The organism is Terriglobus albidus, assembly GCF_008000815.1.
GTDB lineage: Bacteria > Acidobacteriota > Terriglobia > Terriglobales > Acidobacteriaceae > Terriglobus > Terriglobus albidus_A.
Genome location: NZ_CP042806.1, coordinates 1,247,966 through 1,267,390, shown reverse-complemented (window position 1 = coordinate 1,267,390; position 19,425 = coordinate 1,247,966). Strand labels below are relative to the sequence as shown.

13 protein-coding genes are annotated in these 19,425 nt (G+C 58.7%); 6 read left to right on the top strand and 7 right to left on the bottom strand.

The window, feature by feature from the left end:
- Nucleotides 1–14 precede the first annotated feature (14 nt).
- Together FTW19_RS05140 and FTW19_RS05135 are read right to left on the bottom strand one after the other, a co-directional pair.
- Nucleotides 15–1,793: a diflavin oxidoreductase gene (locus FTW19_RS05140; RefSeq protein WP_147646638.1), complete on the bottom strand. Its 1,779-nt coding sequence runs from the start codon at nucleotides 1,791–1,793 to the stop codon at nucleotides 15–17.
- Nucleotides 1,790–3,583 (bottom strand): NirA family protein, encoded by a 1,794-nt coding sequence (locus FTW19_RS05135; protein WP_147646637.1) that lies wholly within the window; start codon nucleotides 3,581–3,583, stop codon nucleotides 1,790–1,792. Before FTW19_RS05135 ends, FTW19_RS05140 begins: the two co-directional genes overlap by 4 nt.
- Nucleotides 3,584–4,190: 607 nt before the next feature.
- On the opposite strand from FTW19_RS05135, the gene FTW19_RS05130 reads away from it, so the two are divergent.
- The 6 genes from FTW19_RS05130 to FTW19_RS05105 all read left to right on the top strand — a co-directional run bounded on the left by FTW19_RS05130 (nucleotide 4,191) and on the right by FTW19_RS05105 (nucleotide 11,564).
- The gene (locus tag FTW19_RS05130; RefSeq protein WP_246153577.1) at nucleotides 4,191–5,828 is read left to right on the top strand and encodes a uroporphyrinogen-III synthase; all 1,638 of its coding nucleotides are present in this window, start codon (nucleotides 4,191–4,193) and stop codon (nucleotides 5,826–5,828) included.
- Nucleotides 5,829–6,204: 376 nt separating this feature from the next.
- A complete protein-coding gene (locus FTW19_RS05125) occupies nucleotides 6,205–7,368 on the top strand; it encodes a lactonase family protein (protein WP_147646635.1) in 1,164 nt (387 codons plus the stop codon).
- Between the two features lie 7 nt (nucleotides 7,369–7,375).
- Nucleotides 7,376–8,932 (top strand): FAD-dependent oxidoreductase, encoded by a 1,557-nt coding sequence (locus FTW19_RS05120; protein WP_147646634.1) that lies wholly within the window; start codon nucleotides 7,376–7,378, stop codon nucleotides 8,930–8,932.
- A complete protein-coding gene (locus FTW19_RS05115; protein WP_147646633.1) occupies nucleotides 8,929–9,528 on the top strand; it encodes a beta-propeller fold lactonase family protein in 600 nt (199 codons plus the stop codon). The genes FTW19_RS05120 and FTW19_RS05115 overlap by 4 nt, the downstream gene beginning before the upstream one ends.
- A gap of 3 nt (nucleotides 9,529–9,531) precedes the next feature.
- Nucleotides 9,532–10,884, top strand: a complete 1,353-nt coding sequence (locus FTW19_RS05110; protein ID WP_246153576.1) for an alpha-L-fucosidase — start codon at nucleotides 9,532–9,534, stop codon at nucleotides 10,882–10,884.
- A 281-nt stretch (nucleotides 10,885–11,165) separates the two neighbouring features.
- Nucleotides 11,166–11,564: a DUF4259 domain-containing protein gene (locus FTW19_RS05105; RefSeq protein ID WP_147646632.1), complete on the top strand. Its 399-nt coding sequence runs from the start codon at nucleotides 11,166–11,168 to the stop codon at nucleotides 11,562–11,564.
- A 110-nt stretch (nucleotides 11,565–11,674) separates the two neighbouring features.
- Here FTW19_RS05105 and FTW19_RS05100 read toward each other — a convergent pair whose 3' ends face one another.
- The 5 genes from FTW19_RS05100 to FTW19_RS05080 form a co-directional block, all read right to left on the bottom strand.
- Nucleotides 11,675–13,288 carry a PLP-dependent transferase gene (locus FTW19_RS05100; RefSeq protein WP_147646631.1) on the bottom strand — a complete coding sequence of 538 codons (1,614 nt, stop codon included), beginning with the start codon at nucleotides 13,286–13,288 and terminating at the stop codon, nucleotides 11,675–11,677.
- Between the two features lie 72 nt (nucleotides 13,289–13,360).
- Nucleotides 13,361–13,837: a RidA family protein gene (locus FTW19_RS05095; protein ID WP_147646630.1), complete on the bottom strand. Its 477-nt coding sequence runs from the start codon at nucleotides 13,835–13,837 to the stop codon at nucleotides 13,361–13,363.
- A gap of 25 nt (nucleotides 13,838–13,862) precedes the next feature.
- A complete protein-coding gene (locus tag FTW19_RS05090) occupies nucleotides 13,863–15,131 on the bottom strand; it encodes an aminotransferase class V-fold PLP-dependent enzyme (protein WP_147646629.1) in 1,269 nt (422 codons plus the stop codon).
- Nucleotides 15,132–15,242: 111 nt separating this feature from the next.
- Nucleotides 15,243–16,004, bottom strand: a complete 762-nt coding sequence (locus FTW19_RS05085) for an RraA family protein (RefSeq protein WP_246153575.1) — start codon at nucleotides 16,002–16,004, stop codon at nucleotides 15,243–15,245.
- Between the two features lie 87 nt (nucleotides 16,005–16,091).
- A complete protein-coding gene (locus FTW19_RS05080) occupies nucleotides 16,092–19,373 on the bottom strand; it encodes a TonB-dependent receptor (RefSeq protein ID WP_147646628.1) in 3,282 nt (1,093 codons plus the stop codon).
- Nucleotides 19,374–19,425: the final 52 nt, after the last annotated feature.

Here is a 19,425-nt window from a genome sequence, read left to right as displayed (position 1 = left end):
TCCTGATCCCTTGCTTAGTACACGTCCCGGTGATACCGGCCGTCGTCATGCATCTGCGAAACGTACTCGCGGGCGGCTTCGGTGCTCATACCGCCGTGCTTCTCAATCAGTGTGTGCAGCGCCGAGTCCACATCTTTGGCCATACGCGAGGCGTCGCCGCAGACATAGACGCGAGCGTCTTCCTGCAGCCACTGCCAGAAGGTCGCGCCGTACTCGATCATGCGGTCCTGCACGTAGATCTTGTGCGCCTGATCGCGCGAGAAGGCCGTATCGAGCCGCGTAAGATGACCGCTCTCCGACATGGAGCGCAGCTCTTCGCTGTAGAGAAAGTCGGTCTGCGCGCTACGCTCACCGAAGAAGAGCCAGTTGCGGCCCTTCTGTCCAAGCGCTTCGCGCTCATGCAGGAACGCGCGGAAGGGCGCGATGCCCGTACCTGGCCCGATCATGATGATCGGAGTATTGCTGTCGACCGGAAGGCGGAACTTCTTGTTCGGCTGAATGTAGACCGGAACTGTTTCTCCCACACCAACCCGCTCGGCGAGCATGGTGGAAGCGACACCGCCGCGCTCACGGTTGTGCGAGCGATAGCGCACGACGCCGATGGTGCAATGAAGCTCCAAACCGTGCTTTGCCGGACTCGAAGAGATGGAGTAGAGCCGGGGCGCCAGGCGCGGCAGCATCGCAAGCAGCTCTTCCGGTGTCTCGATGGCGCCGGGATACTCGTGCAGCAGATCGATCAGGCCGCGGTCATACAGAAACGTGTCCAGGTGAGCGGCCTGTTCGGCCGGTAGGAGGGCGGAGAGAGTTTTGCACTTCGTCTTCTCCGCAAAGGCTTGTACCATCTTGCGGCTCAAACGGGTGTGCTGATAGTGATACAGCAGAGCCTCACGCAGGCTGCAGGCGCCTGCCTTGGGAACCTCCACCATAGTCTCTGCACCGAACGGCAGCAGCGACAGCGTCTCATCCACCAAGGTGGGATCATTCTGCGCCAAAACACCGCAGGCATCCCCTGCCTGGTAGGGAAGGTCTTCGTTCAGTTGGATTCCCAGGTGAATGGTCAGCTTGCTCGAAATATTCGAGGTCAGCGCGCGGCGATCCACCACGGCTGCATGAAGTGGATTCTCACGCGAATACAGCGACTGCTTTACCGGCTGAGCCGCGGCAGCGGCCGTAGCCACCTCGGCGTGCTTCGTCCCATTCGCACCGTTCGACTTCGTGCCGATCTGTGTAACGCACGTTCCCTTCCAGGCAGCGAAGGGTTCATCGACATCAACGTCGCTCTCGACGCGCGGCGTGATCCGCAGCGCCCCGAGTTCAGCCAGGCGGTCATCCAGCTCTACGCCAAAGCGGCAGAACTGCTCGTACGTCTTATCCCCGAGACCGAATACGGAGTACCGCAGCGAAGCCAGGCGGAGAGAGTCCGCGCCCATCAGAGCATCGCGAAATGCCTTGGCATGATCCGGAGCCTCACCATCGCCGTAGGTGCTGACGAAGAAGACGGCATTGCTCTGCTCTGCGAGATGGGATGGCGTCACATCCGTGAGCGAGGTAACCGTCGCGTTGTGGCCGGCGGTCTTCAGCTCCTTGGCGAACTTCTTCGCCAGCCGCTCAGCCGTTCCGCTCTGCGTGGCGAAGTAAACAGCCACATTCTCCGAAGCCGTCGCAGACGCGGGGGAAATCTCCGGCGCGGGAGCACTGGAGTAGAGGCCCGCAAGAAACCCATTGAGCCACGCGCGCTGGTCGGCGTTGAACGGAGCGTCGTGCGGAATAAAAGGAACAGGCTGCGAGCTCACGCCATCACCTCCGCCGGGGCGTTGCTGGTACACATACTGCGCAGATCCTCAATGCTGTGTCTGTTGGTAAAGGCGAGGAAGCTCTCACCTTCCATGCACTGTGTGGTGTAAACCGTAAAGATCGCCTGCAGCGCAGGCAGTACCTGGCTGTACTTCATCGCCGGAAAAAGCTGCCGCGCCATGGCTTGGTCGTTGTCGGCTCCGCCGCCGAGGTTCACCTGGTAGCCTTCTTCGCCACCGACCTTCACGCCCATCAGGCCGATATCGCCGATGTAGTGCTGCGCGCAGGAGTGTGGGCAGCCGGTCACATGCAGGTTAACTGGCTGGTGAATGACGAACATGCTGTCCAGCGAGCGCGCAATCTCCAGAGCGTGGCCCTTGGTGTCCGCGGCAGCGAACTTGCACCCACGATTGCCGGTACAGGCAACGGTACCGCTCTGCACGCGGCCTGCGGCGGTCTCAAGCCCAGCCTGATGCAGGACACGGCATGCCTCAGCAACACGATCTTCCGGCACGTTCGGAATAAGCAGGTTCTGCCAGACCGTCAGACGGAGCTCGCCGCTTCCGAATCGCTCGGCAACATCCGCAATGACGCGGGCCTGCGCGATAGGCAGCCAACCCACGGGAACACACACACCAATGTAGGAGAAGCCGGGCTGCGACTGAGCATGCACACCAAGGTGTCCAGCGCGATTGATCGGACCACGTGCTTCGCACTCCGAGGCATCGACGCGCAGGATCGGGAACGCAAGCTTCTTCTCTGTCTCTTCCAGGAATTTCTCGACGCCCCAGCGATCAACGAGATACTTCAGGCGGGCCTTCTTGCGATCGGTACGATCGCCGTTTTCAGCAAAGACGCGGACCATCGCCGCAGCCACAGCAACAAGCTGGTCAGGGCGCAACAGCAAACCGCAGTCCGAAGCGAACTGCTTATGCCCGGTGATACCGCAGAGCAGAACGCGGAAGTAGACGCCCGCAGGCACGCTCTTTCCTTCACCAACAGAGAAGGCTACAAAGCCGATGTCGTTGGTGTCGGCCAGGGTGCTGATGGCGCCGCCATTGTCGAAGGCGATATTGAACTTGCGCGGCAGCCCGAACATATCGCGCGAGTTGGTGATGTAGTTCTGCAGCGCATCGGCGTAGGGCTGCACGTCGATCAGTTCCTGCGGATCGTAGCCGGAAATCGGCGATGCGGTGATATTGCGGATGTTGTCTGCGCCGGAACCCATCGAACTCATGCCGAGCGTGCGAACGCTGTTCAGCACGTTGACGACATCCTTCGGTGCAAACTCGCGGAGCTGAATATTGGCGCGGGTGGTGAGATCGATGCGGCTGTTGCCGAACTTTTCAGCAATCGTGGCGATGCCACGCATCTGCGCGGAGCTCATGACGCCGCCGGGGACGCGCATCCGAAGCATGAAGGAATCCTGCGCGGGGGCTACATGAAACAGACCGTGGAATTTGAAACGATAGCGGCGCTCCGCGTCAGGGGCCTCGTTTGAGGCGGCAGTCTGCAGCAGCTCATCCCACAGATCCAGCGGATTGCGCTCGTACTTCCAGAGCTCTTCAGCGCAGAGATCGGAGACTGGCGTACCGAAGAAAGTCTCTTCCTTGGCGGGCTCGGCAAGATTCGCGCTGCCGGCAGAAGGCTGAGAAGTGATCTGCCCGGATGCGGAGTGCCCAACAAACGGGCGTTGCAACACACCCGCAAAAAAACCACGGAGATACTGTGCCTGCTCGTCGGAGAAGCCCGACTGCGGTGAGACGAGATTGTGTGGCATCGTCGACATAAACATCCTCACGCGGCAAAACAATCGGTGGATGATGTACGACGGCCTGAATCACCTGTGCGGCGATGCGAAAAACTCCGGAACGAACGCAGCAATCCCACACGCACACATCGGCGGTGAATTCAGGCTCGTCGCGGAGCAGCTTACTAATCTTGAAATGCTCAGAACTGGCGAAGGCGGACGCATCAAGGGGCCGCACCTTCAGACAACACCTTCAGGCTGCCATAGCCGAAGGGTGCAATGCTTGGAGTATAGGGCGATGTCTGTATGGACGCAAGCTGTTTTTCATCGAGGATTCGCGATTTCCTCCCATTCCTCTGACAGAAAAGGAATTCTGCGCATTCACCATAGAGCATTCCCTGTAGGTGTAGAGTAGGGCTTCCTCATCTATGGGCGTTTTCCGCAATGAAAGCGCCGCTGCACTCCTCTTCCGGGATACCCAGCAACAGGGAAAATGCTCTAAGAACGATCAATTGGCGTTTTCGCACCTGATGACCGTACAGTTCTAGAATGAGATTGATTATCTTTTAATCAATTTCCCCCGGCATCAACGCAGCTCAACCCGCTTCGGAGAGTCATGCCCCACGCCAGCTTTGAAGGATTGCGAGTGTTATCTCTAGAGACCCGCCGCGAGCGCGAGGTGGAGAAGCTCATTCGCACTTATAACGGTGACCCGCTCGTGGTTCCATCCATGCGCGAGATTCCGCTCAGCTCGAATACCGACTGCGTGGAGTTCGGCCACCGCCTGCTCGCAGGGGAGATCGATCTCATCGTCTTCATGACCGGTGTCGGCGTAGCGAAGATGATGGAAGTACTAAGCGCCTCCTTCGATCGCGAAAAAATACTGCAGCAACTGTGCAAGCGACAGATCGTAGCCAGGGGTGTAAAGCCAGTCGCCGCATTGCGTGAGTTACAGATTCCAGTCGCAGTCACCACCGCCGAACCCAGCACATGGCGTGAAGTACTGGCGCAGATGGACAAGAAGTACGGCGATACACTCGCGCGCTATGACATCGCCGTCCAGGAATATGGCGCCACGAATCCCGAGCTGATTGCCGAGCTGGTTCATCGCTGCGCCTCTGTCACCAAAGTCCCGGTCTATCAGTGGGGACTACCGCTCGACATTGCACCGCTGCAGGGAGCGATACGCGAGATCATCGATGGCTCCATCGATGTAGTCCTGTTCATGACCGCAGTGCAGGTGATTCATCTCTTCCACGTGGCCAGCGATATGGGGGTTGCCGATGAGATGCGGAGAGCTCTCGAGTCCATCGCCATCATCTCGGTGGGACCGACGACAACCGAAGAGATTCTGCACTACGGTCTGAAGCCCGACTTCGAGCCATCGCGGCCGCGCATGGGCTTCATGGTGAATGAAGCGGCGCAGTACGCCCGCAAAGTGCTTGCAGAGAAGCGTTCGTCCGATTCCTTTTCCGGCGCCAAGCCGGAAGATGAGGCGGCGACGGTCGCCTCGAAGCCACCCGCATGGCCGGTGCAACAGGTCGCTCCCTCTACCTCAACGATGGCCGGCTTTCGTGATGGCCTGGCGCCGCTGGACATTCTGCAGCAGGTCAGCAGCAGCCTCACCTCAACCGACCCGCTGCATGTTGTACTTTCGCGCATCGTTGCCTGCGTCTGCGCGATGGTGCCGTGCGACTCCTGCTTCATTTACACGCTGGAAGAGGACAAGCTCGTCCTTCGCGCCTCACGGAACCCACACGCTGCCGAAATCGATCAACTGAAGGTCTCCGTCGGACAAGGAGTCACGGGATGGGTCGCCGAACATCGCGAGCCCGTCTCTATCCCGGAGCGTGCCAGCGAAGACCCACGCTTCAGCGCCTTCCGGAATCTTCCGGAAGATACCTTCGAGGCCATGCTCTGCATTCCGGTGCTGTGTGCAGGGCGCGTGGTGGGCGTGCTGAACCTGCAGCACAAGCAGCCCTACTTCCATACCGATCTTGAACGCCGCCTGCTGGCAACCATCGGCGTTCTGGTAGGCGCTGAAATTGAGCGGGCACGCCTGGAGACCGAGAACCTTCAGCTTGCGGACCGGCTTGAATCGCGCAAGGTGATCGATCGCGCCAAGGGCATTCTGCAACGCGACCTGAAGATCTCCGAAGACGAGGCATACCGCATGATGCAGAAAGAGAGCCGGCAACGGCGGAAGTCGATGCGTGAAGTCGCCGACGCGATTCTGCTCTCTGAAAGTATGCGGTTAGGATCGAAGACCGCAGAAAACCGTTAGTCTGGCGCGCCTGAAGCCACTCGGATCAATATCTAATAGCCGCTGAGGTCACGTCCTTCAAGCCGAGGACGACAGCCCGTCCGATTTACTCGTCATTTCGTAGCGTTCGGGGTCCCCAACGAACTTCGTTCGTTGGGGTGAAGCTGAGCGGAGAAATCTGCTTCTCCACCACATCGGCCTCATTGGCTGAAACCGTGCCCTCAAGCAAAACCATCCTTGCAACTGACAGGGATACAGGGCTTCCGGCATACTCAACAACAGTTGCGCTGGGGCAGCGAAGAGAACGGCTCAGCAAATAGGACTTTTGCCCGATTTCATCTCCTGTTCTCACAAATTACCCTTGGCGCATCGAAAAACCGAATTTAAGGACGACGTGATGCCCGTCAATGCCCCCCGACTGTCCCGTAGAGAGTTTGCCTGGGGCGGTCTTGCGACCGCGTTCACTATCCGTTCCGCATTTGCCGCCGGCACGGTTACTCCAACCCGCGTACTGCTGGGAACCACCGGTAAGGTCAGCAAAGGGATCTACACCGCTGACTGGAACGCAACCACTGGCGAGCTCGGCTCCATCACCTTAGCCGCGCCTCTGGTATCACCGAGTTTCCTCGTCACCCGGCGCGTCGGCTCTCTCACACGGATCTATGCCGTCAGTGAAGATGGCAAAGACGACTCCGGCGTCAACGCGCTGGAGACTATCCCCGGCTCTCGCGAGCTTCGCCTGCTGAATAAAGTCTCTTCCTTCGGCAACGGCCCCACGCATCTCTCCCTCTCGCCGGACGGCCGTTCGATCTTTATCGCCAACTATGGCGGAGGCAGCATCGCCTCTTACCACATCAAGCCGGACGGCAGCCTGAGCGAAGCTGTCTCACACTTTCAGTACGAAGGCAGCGGACCTGATCCTTCACGGCAGACGAAGTCGCATGCCCACTCGGCGCAGGTCTCCCCTGACGGCCGCTTCCTCCTGGTAAACGATCTCGGTCTCGACCGGATCTGCATCTATCGCATCGATGCGGCAACCGCCGCTCTCAAGCCCAACGATCCTCCAGTCTGGCAGGCAAAGCCCGCGAGCGGCCCCCGCCACATCTCGTTTCATCCGAACGGCAAGTGGCTGTATAGCGTAAACGAGCTCGACTCGACCATCGATATTCTTGCGTGGGATGCAGCGCGCGGCCGCATCACGGCCATCGACCGCGTCTCGACCCTAAAGCCGGACTTTCCTCCGCATACCGCCTTTGCCGGCGAGATTCTCGCATCCGCCGATGGACGAAATGTGTATGTCGGCAACCGCATCGCCGACCAGACCATCGCGGTCTTCGATATCGACCGTACCTCGGGCAAACTGAAGCTCAAACAGCTTGCACCCAACGGCGGCAAAACCACCCGTCACATCGCCCTGGACCGCACCGGTAAATGGATGATCGCCAGCAACCAGGACAGCGGTGAAGTGGTCGTCTTGCAACGCAATCTCGCTACCGGCGAACTTTCCGCCCCTGTCCACCGGTATCCGCTGGATACACCGATGTTTGCCACCTGGATCTAGGAGGAGCATGGCTTCCGTTGTTGATCGCAATGATGTTCGTTTTGACGTTTGCAGCCGCGGCAATAATGCACGTTTCCCTGCCTCTGACAGCCAACGTGTTGCTCAGGTCGAGTACTGTACCAGCGCAGAAGATGTAGTCCGCACGCTGCAACAGGCAATCGATCGCGGACAGCGGCCAACCGTGCGTTCTTCAGGCCATTGTTACGAAGACTGGGTCGTCAACAATCCAGGCGGTGTATTGCTGGATGTCAGCATGATGGACCGTGTCTCAGCCGGCGAAACTCAGGGCAGTTACATCATTCAGCCAGGAGCCAAGCTCGGTGTGGTCTACGAACGGCTCTATAAGCTGGGCGGCGTTGTTATCCCCGGGGGCACCTGCTATACCGTCACGGCGGGCGGTCACGTCTCCGGCGGCGGCTATGGGACCCTGGCGCGCATGTATGGCATCACCGTGGACTGGCTGACCGGTGTTGAGATCGTCATCGTCAATCAGGCCGGCAAAGCAGAACTCATCTACGCCGACGCGCAACATCATCCCACGCTCTTTCGCGCGCTACGCGGCGGACAAGGCTCGAACTTCGGTGTCATCACCGCCTTCCACTTCGCCAAGCTTCCTCCAATGCCCAAGCAGGTGCTGACCGCCAATATCTCCTGGGACTGGAAGGAGATGACGCGCGAGAAGTTCGTTCGTATCGTCACCACCTACGGCGATTACTGGGCCAAGAACGACAAGAACCCAGCAACCTATCCCGTCTTCACGAACCTCGTTGTGGGCAACAGCAAATCCGGCCGCGTCGGCCTCGGTCTCCATTACGCCCAGACAGGCGATGACAACGAAGGCAGAGAGTGGGTGCAGGAGTATCTGAATCTCTTCCAGACCTGCCGGCCTGCTGCAGAGGCTCCACCCGATTATCTGCAACAACAGGAGTTTAGCCAGCAGCAACAGCAGAGACCACAGGTCGGTGACACCGTTTGCTACGGAACGCATCCCGTACGCGCGTTGAACTGGGTAGAAGCGACAGTCAGCGGACAGGGAGGCAGCGGCCTTTACGGCTCAAACCGTCGCCGCTCCAAGTACAAGTCCTGCTACATGAAGAAGGGCTTTACCGTGGCGGAAGCCAATGTGCTCTACGACCAGATGACAAACGATGCAACCCGCGGCCTCATCCTGGCTATCGACTCCTACGGCGGAATGGTGAACAACCCTGCTCGCATCGCCGATACCGCGATACCCCAGCGTAGCTCCATCCTGAAGCTGCAGTACCAGAGCTACTGGCTGAACGAAGCAGATGATGCATTCCGTCTGAACGGAATTCGTCAGTGCTACAAAGCCATGTACTCCACTCCTTCGGCGGACCCAAAGTATCCCGGCTACCCTTACCCGAACGAGAACTTCGAGGGCTGCTACATCAACTATGCGGATGCCGATATGCTGGAGAGCCCGGAGTGGACCACGCTCTACTACGGCACCGGCGATCTCTATTCCCTGCTTCAACAAGTGAAGAAGGAATACGATCCCCACAATCTGTTCCATCACTCGATGTCAATCCGACCGAAGGCATGATGATGCGAGAGTACAAACCAACACGTCGCGCTGTACTGCAGGGAATCGCGGGGGCTGCCATCTGTGCCGCTCCCATGACACGAGCTTTCGCCGCGATCGGTGACGGCATCACCTTCGAACTCGATCGCGAAGGCGGCTGGATTCATAGCGTCGTCCGCGGACAACGGAGACACAGCGAAAAGGCTGACCTGCCCTCCGCCATGGTCTACTCCAGTGACCATCAGATACTGCACGTCACGCACGGATACACGAGCTATCTCGGTCTGCCCGCGGGAGCTATCTCCAGTTATCGTGTAGAACCGAGTGGCCGTCTGCAGCGCCTGACGACGCAGGGTCTCTCGCTTACCGCAATGTCTCCGCATCACATCGCCGTCTCTCCCGACGGCCGCTCACTTGCCGTTGCCGCCGCCGGAGGACGGGTGCTGAACATGCTCTCCGTCACTGAAGAGAACGCCGCCGGTGAGGTGATCGCCGTACATCGCAAGCTACGCGGAAGCATCCCACAGGAGTTTTTCTTCGATCGGGATGGCGCGCTGTGCGTCGATAGCCATCGATATGCGATGCTCGAAGGAAGACTTGCACGCATTGGAGGCTGACGCTTGTACCGATTCTCGCTTCGCCAGATGGCCCTTGGCCTGACGCTCCTTCTGCCCGCGACCACCTGGCCCCAGAACTTCACCGAGATCAAACCCACGCCGCAACAAACAGCATGGCAAGACCTCGAGTTCGGCGTCATTCTTCACTTCAGCACCAACACGTTTCTCGATCGCGAATGGGGTGACGGCACCGCATCGCCTTCCACCTTCAACCCGACATCGCTCGATACACACCAATGGATGAAGGCGATCAAAGCCTCCGGCGCGAAGTACGTCGTTCTCGTAGCCAAGCATCACGATGGCTTCTGCCTGTGGCCGACGGGACAGACGGACTACAGCATCAAGGCAAGCCCATGGAAAGACGGCAAGGGAGATCTCGTCCGTGAAGCCGCACAGGCCGCACGCGCCGAGGGTCTCCGCTTCGGCGTCTATCTCTCTCCCTGGGATCGCCACGAGCCGAAGTACAAAGACAACGCAGCGTACGACGCCTACTACCGCGCGGAGTTGGAAGAACTAGCCTCGCACTACGGCGACCTGGTGGAATTCTGGCTCGACGGAGCCGGCAGCGGCGGACACGTCTACGACTTCAAGAAGATCATTGAAACGCTGCGCACCTACCAGCCGAACACCATCGTCTTTGCTGACACCGGCCTCTTCGAGTATGGCGATGCGCGTTGGGCGGGCGACGAGAGCGGAAAGGTCGAGTACGAAAACTGGAATGTCGTCGACCGCCATGGATATCTGCGCTGGCGTCCGATTGAAGTCGACACGCCTCTCCGCAAGCTGCACTGGTTCTGGCATCCGAACGACGAAGCTTCGCTGAAGTCCGTCGACGATCTGATGGACAGCTACGAGTACTCCATCGGCAAAGGAGGCCAGTGGATGCTGGGTGTAGCCCCAGACAATCGTGGCCTTCTACCAGACAGCGACGTTGCCCGCTTGAAAGAACTCGGCGAAGCCATCCAGAAGCACTACGGTGCGGAGAAGAATCTGGCGGCAAACGCCGTTATCCCTGATACCGAGACGCACAAGGCTCTCGACAACGACACCGATACCTTCTGGAGCGCTCCCGCGGGCTCACACAGCGCAACCCTCGAAGTCCGGCTGGCAAAGCCCACAAGCGTTGACCGCGCTTTAACAATGGAGTGGCTGACCGACGGCCAGATGGTGCAGACCTACCGCATCGAAGCCTGGATTAACGGCGCCTGGAAACCGGTAATGACAGGACACGCAATCGGTCATAAGAAGATCGATCGCTTCCCAGCCATCACCGCAAGCCGCTTCCGCCTGAACCTGCTCTCCACCGCCGGCACCGCCCGCATCCGCGAGTTCCAACTCTTCGCCACAGAGAATTAGAGCATTCTCTGTTTGTTAGGAACTTATGGGTGTTCTTTGCCCACCCTAGCGTGGCGAGCGTTCCCCCAACGAACAAAGTTCGTGGGGAATCCCGAGGATTGCCACCCGGCAGAAAAAGCGCTGAAGGCGCGTTCTATACCAGCCTGGGGCAACGCCCCAGGTTTGCTGCCCCATAGAAAAACGAAGGGCTGAAGGCCCGCTCTATAACTCCGCAATGATGGCGTGTCGATACGCCCATCTGACATTTGGTACCTTCAGCAGATAGCGATAGAGAGGTGACGATGGGCGCTTGGGGATTCGGAATTTTCGAGAATGATACCGCTTGCGACTTTGCAGCGGCTGTATCGGATGGCGGGGGCATGCCGCTCTTGGAACAGGCCTTGGATCGAGTATTGGCTTGCGGGGATAATTATCTTGAAGCACCGGAAGCAGAGGAGTGCCTCGCAGCTGCCGAGATCATCGCGAGAATGACGGGAAGCTCCTGGCACGAGACGACCTCCACTACGTCGGTCGAGATCAGAGGCGCTCACATTTCAGTCTCTGGAGATTTTACTGATAAGGCTAAGCGGGCGATCGCTCGAGTTCTCTCTGAGCCCTCTGAGATCGTAGAACTTTGGACGGAATCTGATGATTTCGATGGCTGGAAGCAGAGCGTCGAAGAGCTTTTAGCTCGCCTCTAAGGCTTAGCGCCCGCGTCTAACCGCAGCGATGACTTTATCGGGATCGGCGAGCCAGACGAAGGGTCTAAACCGTGGGCTAAAAGCCCACGGCTCCCACCGACCATACCTTCCTAAGCGCGCACAGCCTTCCACTCCGCCATACCGTACTCACCGAGGGCCACCGTTCCTGAAGCGGTATTTCCCTGCACCGTTCCGACGAAATCCCAGGTCACCTCATGGCCACTCACAGGCATGCGGGCAAAGAGCTTCAGATCGTTGCCGTGAATGCTGCCCTTCAGATCAGCCTGATAGATCGCGCCAACCTGCTTGCCCTTGAGATCGCTCCCACTCTGCTGCAGCTCAAACGTCTGCTCCGCGGTTCCGCGGGTGTACTTCAGCGAAACAGCCCACTTCCCGTCAACCTTCGCTGCTCCGGTGGGGACCACCGGGTTCTCATAGTGACCAGGCTTGGTCATCGCTTCATGGATGGCATCAGCGATGATCGGAATCTCCCAGGCTTCCAGCATGTACGGCATGATGGTGAACGAGCTCTCCATCTTGTCCGGACGGACGCCAGTGCCGCCGTCCAGCATGATGCGCGGCGTCCCTTCGTCAAGACGCTTGAACAGTTCGGTACCGGTAATCTTCACCTGGTTCGCGTCCCAGTGAACCCGCAGGCGAGGCGAACGGTTGGAAAGATCTTCCGGATCAAGATACTCAACGCGGACCGACGGAAGCCCCTTGATCTTGTCCGCGATCTGATCGAGCCAGCTCTTCCACGCCTTCTGCTCGGCATCGTGGTCACGCTTGTACCACTGGCGCACCGCGGCCAGCAGGCCCATGATCTCTTCCTTGCCAACCTTGTAGGCGCGGCCATAGTTGTGGTGCGGCGAAGCCTGGAACCACGCAGCCTTAATCAAGTCAGCCTGGCCAATCATCATGCCGGCAGCCTGCGGCCCGCGCATGCACTTGCCGCCGGAGTAGCCAACCAGCGTCGCGCCATGCTGCAGGTGGATATTGGGAACCAGCGGCTCTTCCGCCGCGGCATCGACAAAGACGGGAACGTTCTTCGCCTTCGCCATCGCGCAGATGGAAGGAATCGAAAGAGGTCCCTTCTCCGCTGCCGGGCCCGAGAGAATGTAGATCATCGCAACCTGATCGGTGAGCTTTGCCTGCAGTTCCTCTGCCGAGTCCACTTCCACAATCTCCGCGCCGGTCATGCGGACGCCGAAGTCGTATGGATTGCGGGAGTGCTTGGGAATGATGACCTGGCTCTTCTTGCGCTTGTACGGGAAGGCCTGCGAGAGCTCCGGATCGGTCCCGCAGGAGCATGCCACAGTAGCCAGCGCAATCGCCGCTTCACAGCCCGTGGTCACCACCGCATGCTCCGCGCCGACCAGCTTCGCGATCTCAGCGCCGACCTTCGGCATCAGCTCATCCAGATGCACGTAGTAGTGCGAGGCCTCAAACATGGCCTGCTTCACTTCGGGCAACGAGCGTGAGCCGGTGATGATGGTGAAGGTGCCATGCGCGTTGATGATGGGGCGCACACCCAATTTCGTAAAGACATTGTCCTGCAGGGTTCCGGGCTGGAAAGTGACAGCGTGAGAAGGAGCGGAGTGCGCTACCTGAGCCTCGGCGCTTCCAGCGGCAGCCAGCGGCGATACCGCGGCAAGGGCTGAAAGAGCTCCGGTCTGCTTGAGTAGATCGCGTCGCGTAGGACGCAGTTTCGGCAGCGCACACATAAGGTTTTTCCTCTCCTGATGGTTATCGTTTGGTGTCGGTTAGAGCGGGATACACAGCAACCGGGAAACGCTCTAGATATAAGCGATGAGGTCAATCTCGACCAGCGAGTTGCCAGGGATGCCGCCGGCCGGAGCAATGGTAGTGCGCACCGGAGGAATCTTGCCCCAACGGCCCTTGTACACCGTATTCATGCGCTCCCAGTCCTTGATGTCGTTCAGATAGACGTTCACCTTCAACACCTTCTCCATGGAAGAGCCTGCGCTGGCGAGGTTCTTCTCCAGCTCATCGAGAACATGCTTTGTGTGCTCTTCAATCGTTCCCTGGAAGTGAGCGCCTACACCGGCGAGAAAGACCAGGTTGCCGTAGGAGACAACACTGCTGAACAGCGGAGCCTCCCCATTCTTCGGCGGCTGGCCATACGACTTCTTCTGCGGAGCCTCAGGGGTCGCAGCACTCGCGCTCTCAGTCAGAACTGCGGCCCCGCCAATCGCTCCGGCGGCAGCGGCTGCATTCTTCAATAGGTTTCTGCGGCTGGTCTTCGTCGACATAACAGTTTTTCTCCTTGGGGATAACTCAGGCTTTCGCGGGCTTCAGGACCTGTCTAAGGCTGCTGGCTACGATCTCGGCTTCGCCTGGCTGCAGCATCCATACACCAACGACAATCGTATTCTCATCCGCTCCCTCGATGCGTCCACGCACGCCAGTAGCCGGGCTAAGCTCGATCGACTGTTTCTGGGAACGCAGCTTTGCTGCCACCTCAAGCGGCTTGATACCGACCGTCGCAGGATCGTACTTGATGAGCAAATGCGGCACATGATTGGCGACCGGCGGGACGTTCACGGTGGTAGTCACCGTGGGAATTCCTTTGAGGGCGGCTTCAATCGTGCGGATGCGTCTCATGCTCTCCGCCTGGATGGCCTCATCATTCTGCTCCAGAATCCAATCCACAGCCGCAACCATGCCAACCATCTGTTCCTTGGCAACCTTCATACCGCGGCCGACAGCGTCGCTGTTAGGACTGTCATTCTCAAGAGCAAGATCGGTCAAGCGTTTCTTACCGAGCAGCAAGCCTGCGTTCTGAGGACCGCGCAATCCCTTGCCGCCGGAGAAGCACACCAGGTCAAAACCCATCTCCGTGTACTTCCACAGATTCGAGATCGGCGGGACATCAGCGGCGGCATCCAGGTGGCAGGGCACACCATGCTCATGCGCAACCTTCAGCCAGGTCTCACGGTCGATGATTCCCGGTTCCGACTCCGGCCCGGCGGAGTTGAAGTAGTTGGTCATCACCGTGCGCTCGTTGAACGCACTCTTGTACTCTTCCAGGCTTCCAACCTCGCGGATGGTCACACCGCAGATCAGCATCGCGTGATCATATTCGTAGCGATGCTTCTTCTGCACAATGACCTCATACCCACGCTCGCGTGCCTGCAGAGGAATCTCATTCGATTTCAGATTTCCTTTAGCCGCTACACACGCAGCCGTGCCCAGCGTAAGCGCCGCTGACGCTCCGGAGCTCACTACTGCGCCCTCGCACTTCAGGCGCTTGGCGATGTACTCGCCGGAGGCGCGCTGAAGATCCTTCAGACGGACAGGATGATGCGCCGCCATGGCCACAGCCCGCTGCACCGGCGGCGCCATCACCGCGGCCGTCAGATAGGTATAGGTGCCGGCAGCGTTGATGATCTTCGCAACGCCCAGCTTGTCGTAGTAGTCCACCGCAGGTTCCGCGGCAGCAGCAGCCACAGCAGAGGGTGGAAGCAGTGAGGCAGCCACAGTGGCGCCGGCAGCGCCCAACAGGCGGCGGCGGCTTATCGAACGATCATCAGCACGGCGAGGCAAAGGAAGTCCCCTTTCCAGCACGAACAGGCATGTAACCTTCGGTGGAACTATTTGAAACGGCAAGTGGAAATCATGTCATCGGGCAGATGACCTAGGGATACGGACGCTTGTTTAGATGCGTCCGAACTCCTTCACCGCGGCCACGATTGAGTGCAACTTTTCAATATAGGGATACATGGCATGCTCGGTCTGATCGAGCTTCTGCGCGCGGATCAGCACCTCGACCGCCTTGTCCTTGGGAATCACCACCACGCCATCCTGGTCAGCGGAAATAATGTCCCCTGGATTGACCTTCACGCCATCGCAGACGACCGGGACGTTCATCCCTCCGAAGCGATAATGGCTGACCGAGGTCGAAGGCACCACGCCGGTTGCGTAGACGGGAAAGCCGATGCGCTTCAACTGCGGCAGATCGCGTACACCGCCGTCGATCACGGCTCCGGAGAATCCGCGCGACCACATGGCCGTACCCATCAGGCCGCCCATGCCGGCGATATCTGCACCATCCTGCACCTGCATGACATAGACGCTGTCCTTGCCGCCGCTGTCGATCGCCTGCAGCATGCCCTGCAAAGCATTCGGATCGTTGTTCTCCTGCTTGAGGAGCTGCACCGTCAACGCCGTACCCACAAACTTGGTCGGAAAGATCGCCTGCATCTTGTGCGACATGTAGCGCTTCTCATGCAGCACCTGCTCTGCCGCGTCAGAGACGGAAGCTGCCTCCACATGCCGGTAGCCCTCCAGAACTGCCTCAGGGTTCTTCTGCAGCTCTTCTGGAGAAGCGACCGTCTCCTGCTTCATGGCCAGCAGCGCAACCGCCGCCACCACTACAAATGCATTTCCTGCCCACAACAACGTTCTACGCATACGCATGCCGATTTACTCCTGTTCGACAACACTAAACGAAAAAATGAGGCCGCTGGGCTTGCACCAGCGGCCTCGAAGAGGGAGTTCCAACATTTAGAAGTTGATCTTGCCCACCAGTTGCAGCACGCGCGGATCGGTCTGTGTGCTGGTGATGGTTCCGAAGCTCGCAGTGCCAAGCTGCGGATTGCCCGAGCTGTTCGGATTGCTGGGATTTGCGTGGTTCAATACGTTGAAGGCTTCCGCACGGAACTGGAACTGCAGACGCTCATAGACCTGGAAGTTCTTGAACATCGAGAAGTTCACAAGCTCGCGTCCCGCTCCCTTCGCGTCATTGCGGTGCAGATTGCCGTAGGTGAAGGATGCCGGAGTCGCGTAAGCAGTGGCATCGAGGCAGCTGGCGCTGGTACCGTTCTTGACCACGAAGTCACCGGAGCAGCTGTTCGCGACACGCTTCACAAAGTTCGGACGCTGAATACCGCTCGTCCCGGTATTCGCAACGTCAGACGACAGACCGACGTTGAACGGCATGCCGGTCTGCAGGGTAACAATAGCGTTTGCCTGCCATCCGCCAAGAGCCGTACGAACCGCGTAGTTGTGGCCGGCGAAGTTCGGGAACTGGTACAGCAGCGTACCGACGAAGCGGTGGCGGATATCCCAGTTCGAATTGCCGTAGTCAGCCTTGATGTTGTACGGGTTCATCAGGTAGCCGCCACCGTTCGCGTCGTTGGAGGTATCCAGATTGTGAGCCCAGGTATACGACAGATTCGCCGTTAGCCCGTGATTCAGACGCTGACGGAAGATCGACGTAAGACCGTTGTAAGTCGACCATCCGCCGTTGGTGATCTGGCGAATAGTACCGAAGCCCTGGTACGGACGGCGTGATGAGTTGATCGTGCCTGGTCCAGGTGTCGGCGTATTCGGCTGCCACGAGAAGTCCAGGTGAATCGAACGAGAGCCGAGATACTGCAGCTCGAAAGCTGCATCCTTCCAGAGCTCGACGCCGGAGTCGAGGTTCCACTGATACATACGAGGTGTCGGCAGGCTGGCGGCGTCGGTAAACGCGTTGCAGTAGGTTGCCGCGACGTTGGGATTACAGCCACCCGCACCGGCAGCTCCGCCGCTCGGATTTGAGAAGGTCTTATTTGAGAAGTACGTATCCGCCGTATAGGTAGTGCTATTCGCCAAAGGATAGTTACCGCTGGCCAGCGTAAACGCATTCAAGTGATTCGGGTTGTAGTAGATACCGCCGCCACCACGCACCACAATCTTGTCGGTCGCGCGATAGGCAAACCCGAGGCGCGGTGCCCACAGGTTGTTGTTGGCGCCGGTGAACTGGAAGCCTGGCGTCGGCGTAAAGGCCGTACCGGTGGTTGCGGTGCTAGACGGAATCAACGCGGTATAGGTGGAGTTCAGGATACGGGCATAACCATTCAGCGAGTACGGGATGGTTGGCTGCTCATAACGCATACCGTAGAGCAATGTCAGCTTCGGGGTGACCTGCCAGTTGTCCTGAACGAAGTAGCCGTTGCGCCAGCTACCGACCGAACCCTTCAGCTGGAACGTGGGTGTAACGATGCTCGCCGCGTAGCCTAACACCATGTCAGCCAGACCATTGCCCGAAACTGCGTTCGCGCACGGCTTCGTCGGATCTGTTGTCGCCACACACTGCGTGCTGTAACGACCGCTGAACGTGAAGTTTCCGCGAGGATCATTCTGCGCCGCGCGGCCGATCGTCATGCGACGGATATCGGCGCCCGCCATAATGGTGTGCCGCCCCTTGGTCCAGCTGATCTGGTCGTAGGCATGAACGGTGCGGTCGTCCTGCTTCCAGTTGGAACCGGAAGAACCGAGACCGGCGTAGCCGGTCACCGTCATCGTAGGAATACCGGGGTTATTGTTATCGACGTCGGCCGTGAAACCGGGGATTCCAAGCGCTGAGCCGGCGCTCGTCTGTCCGTTCTGTGCGAACTGGTTGTTTACATCGCTGGTCAGCGTGTTGAAACCGACACGCAGATCGTTGATAAATGTCGGCGTAATGATGTGCGTGTAACCGATCACGCCATTGCGGTCCGACGTCGGCGAGTAGGCTGACGAAGTGGCGACGGCGTTGCCATTGACATAGGTCAACTTCTGCCAGAGGAAGCGGCCAAACAGACGCACGTTCTGGCCGATATTGTGATCCACACGGTTGAGTGTCTGGTTCTGCTCAATGGTGAGAGGCACATAGCTATTGAAGTTGTTGGTGAGCGCCGAATTCGTAGGATTCGGATAATACTGCATCAGCTTTGCCGCAACGGCAGACACAGGAAGCTGATTGTTCGCATAGGGCGTCGTACGGTTCGTCGGGTTATAGAGCTGCAGGCTGGGCAGCAGCTCAGAAAAATCTCCCGTGCGCATCTTCAGCGTGGGAACCGTTGTAACGCTGGAGATCTGCTGATACTGACGCAGGCCTTCGTATGACCCCATGAAGAAGGTCTTATCGCGGCCGTTATAGAGGAACGGAATCACCACAGGTCCGCTGACCACGCCACCGAACTGATTGAAACGCATGAAAGGCGTACGCAATCCCTTGGCAGCAAGCCAGGGCTTGGCGTTGAAGTAGTCGTTCTGGATGTAGTCGTACACCGTGCCGTGAATCGAATTTGTACCGGACTTCGTATCCGAGTTGATGTGGATACCCATGTAGGCGCCGTACTGGGCGGTATAGTTACCGCTCTGTACCTGAACCGCCGAGATAGCGTCAGGATTTGGTGTCACAGGAGACGACGAGATCAGCGAGTTCATGATCGTGATACCGTCGAGCGTCAGCGAGTTGGCCACCTCACGGGTACCGGCGCCGATGTAGTTCGCGCCCGGAGGCACGCCGGTGAACGATGTCTTGGGTCCGATGATTACGTTCGAAGCTGTCGTCGCCAGGTCCATGACGCGGCGGGTGTTCATCGGCAGGTTCTCTACCTTCGCCCGCTCCACGGTGTCACCGATCAGCGCATCGTCGGTGGAAAGCGCCGGAGTATCGGCGGTGACCTGGACCACGCTCGCGACATCGCCGACCTTCAGCGTAATGTCCGTACGAGCCGACTGGTTCAGGATGACAATCGCACCCTTGCTGACCGTCTTCGCAAAGCCCGATTGCTCTACGGTGATGTCGTAGGTTCCAGGAGCGACGAACGGAATGGTGTAGTAACCCTCCGCGTTGGTGGTTCCCTCATACTGAACCTGGGTGCCAGTATTGGTCGCAGTGATCTTCGCGCCGGAAACAACTCCGCCGCTCGGATCGGTAATGGTACCAACAAGTTGAGTGTTGTTAGATACCTGTGCAGACGCAAAACTTCCCACGAACAGCAAAACAACAAGCAACAACAGTGACTTCCTCACGCAGTGCCTCCTGAAAGCTAAATTTCATATCCAAAAAACCAAATCCCGAAAA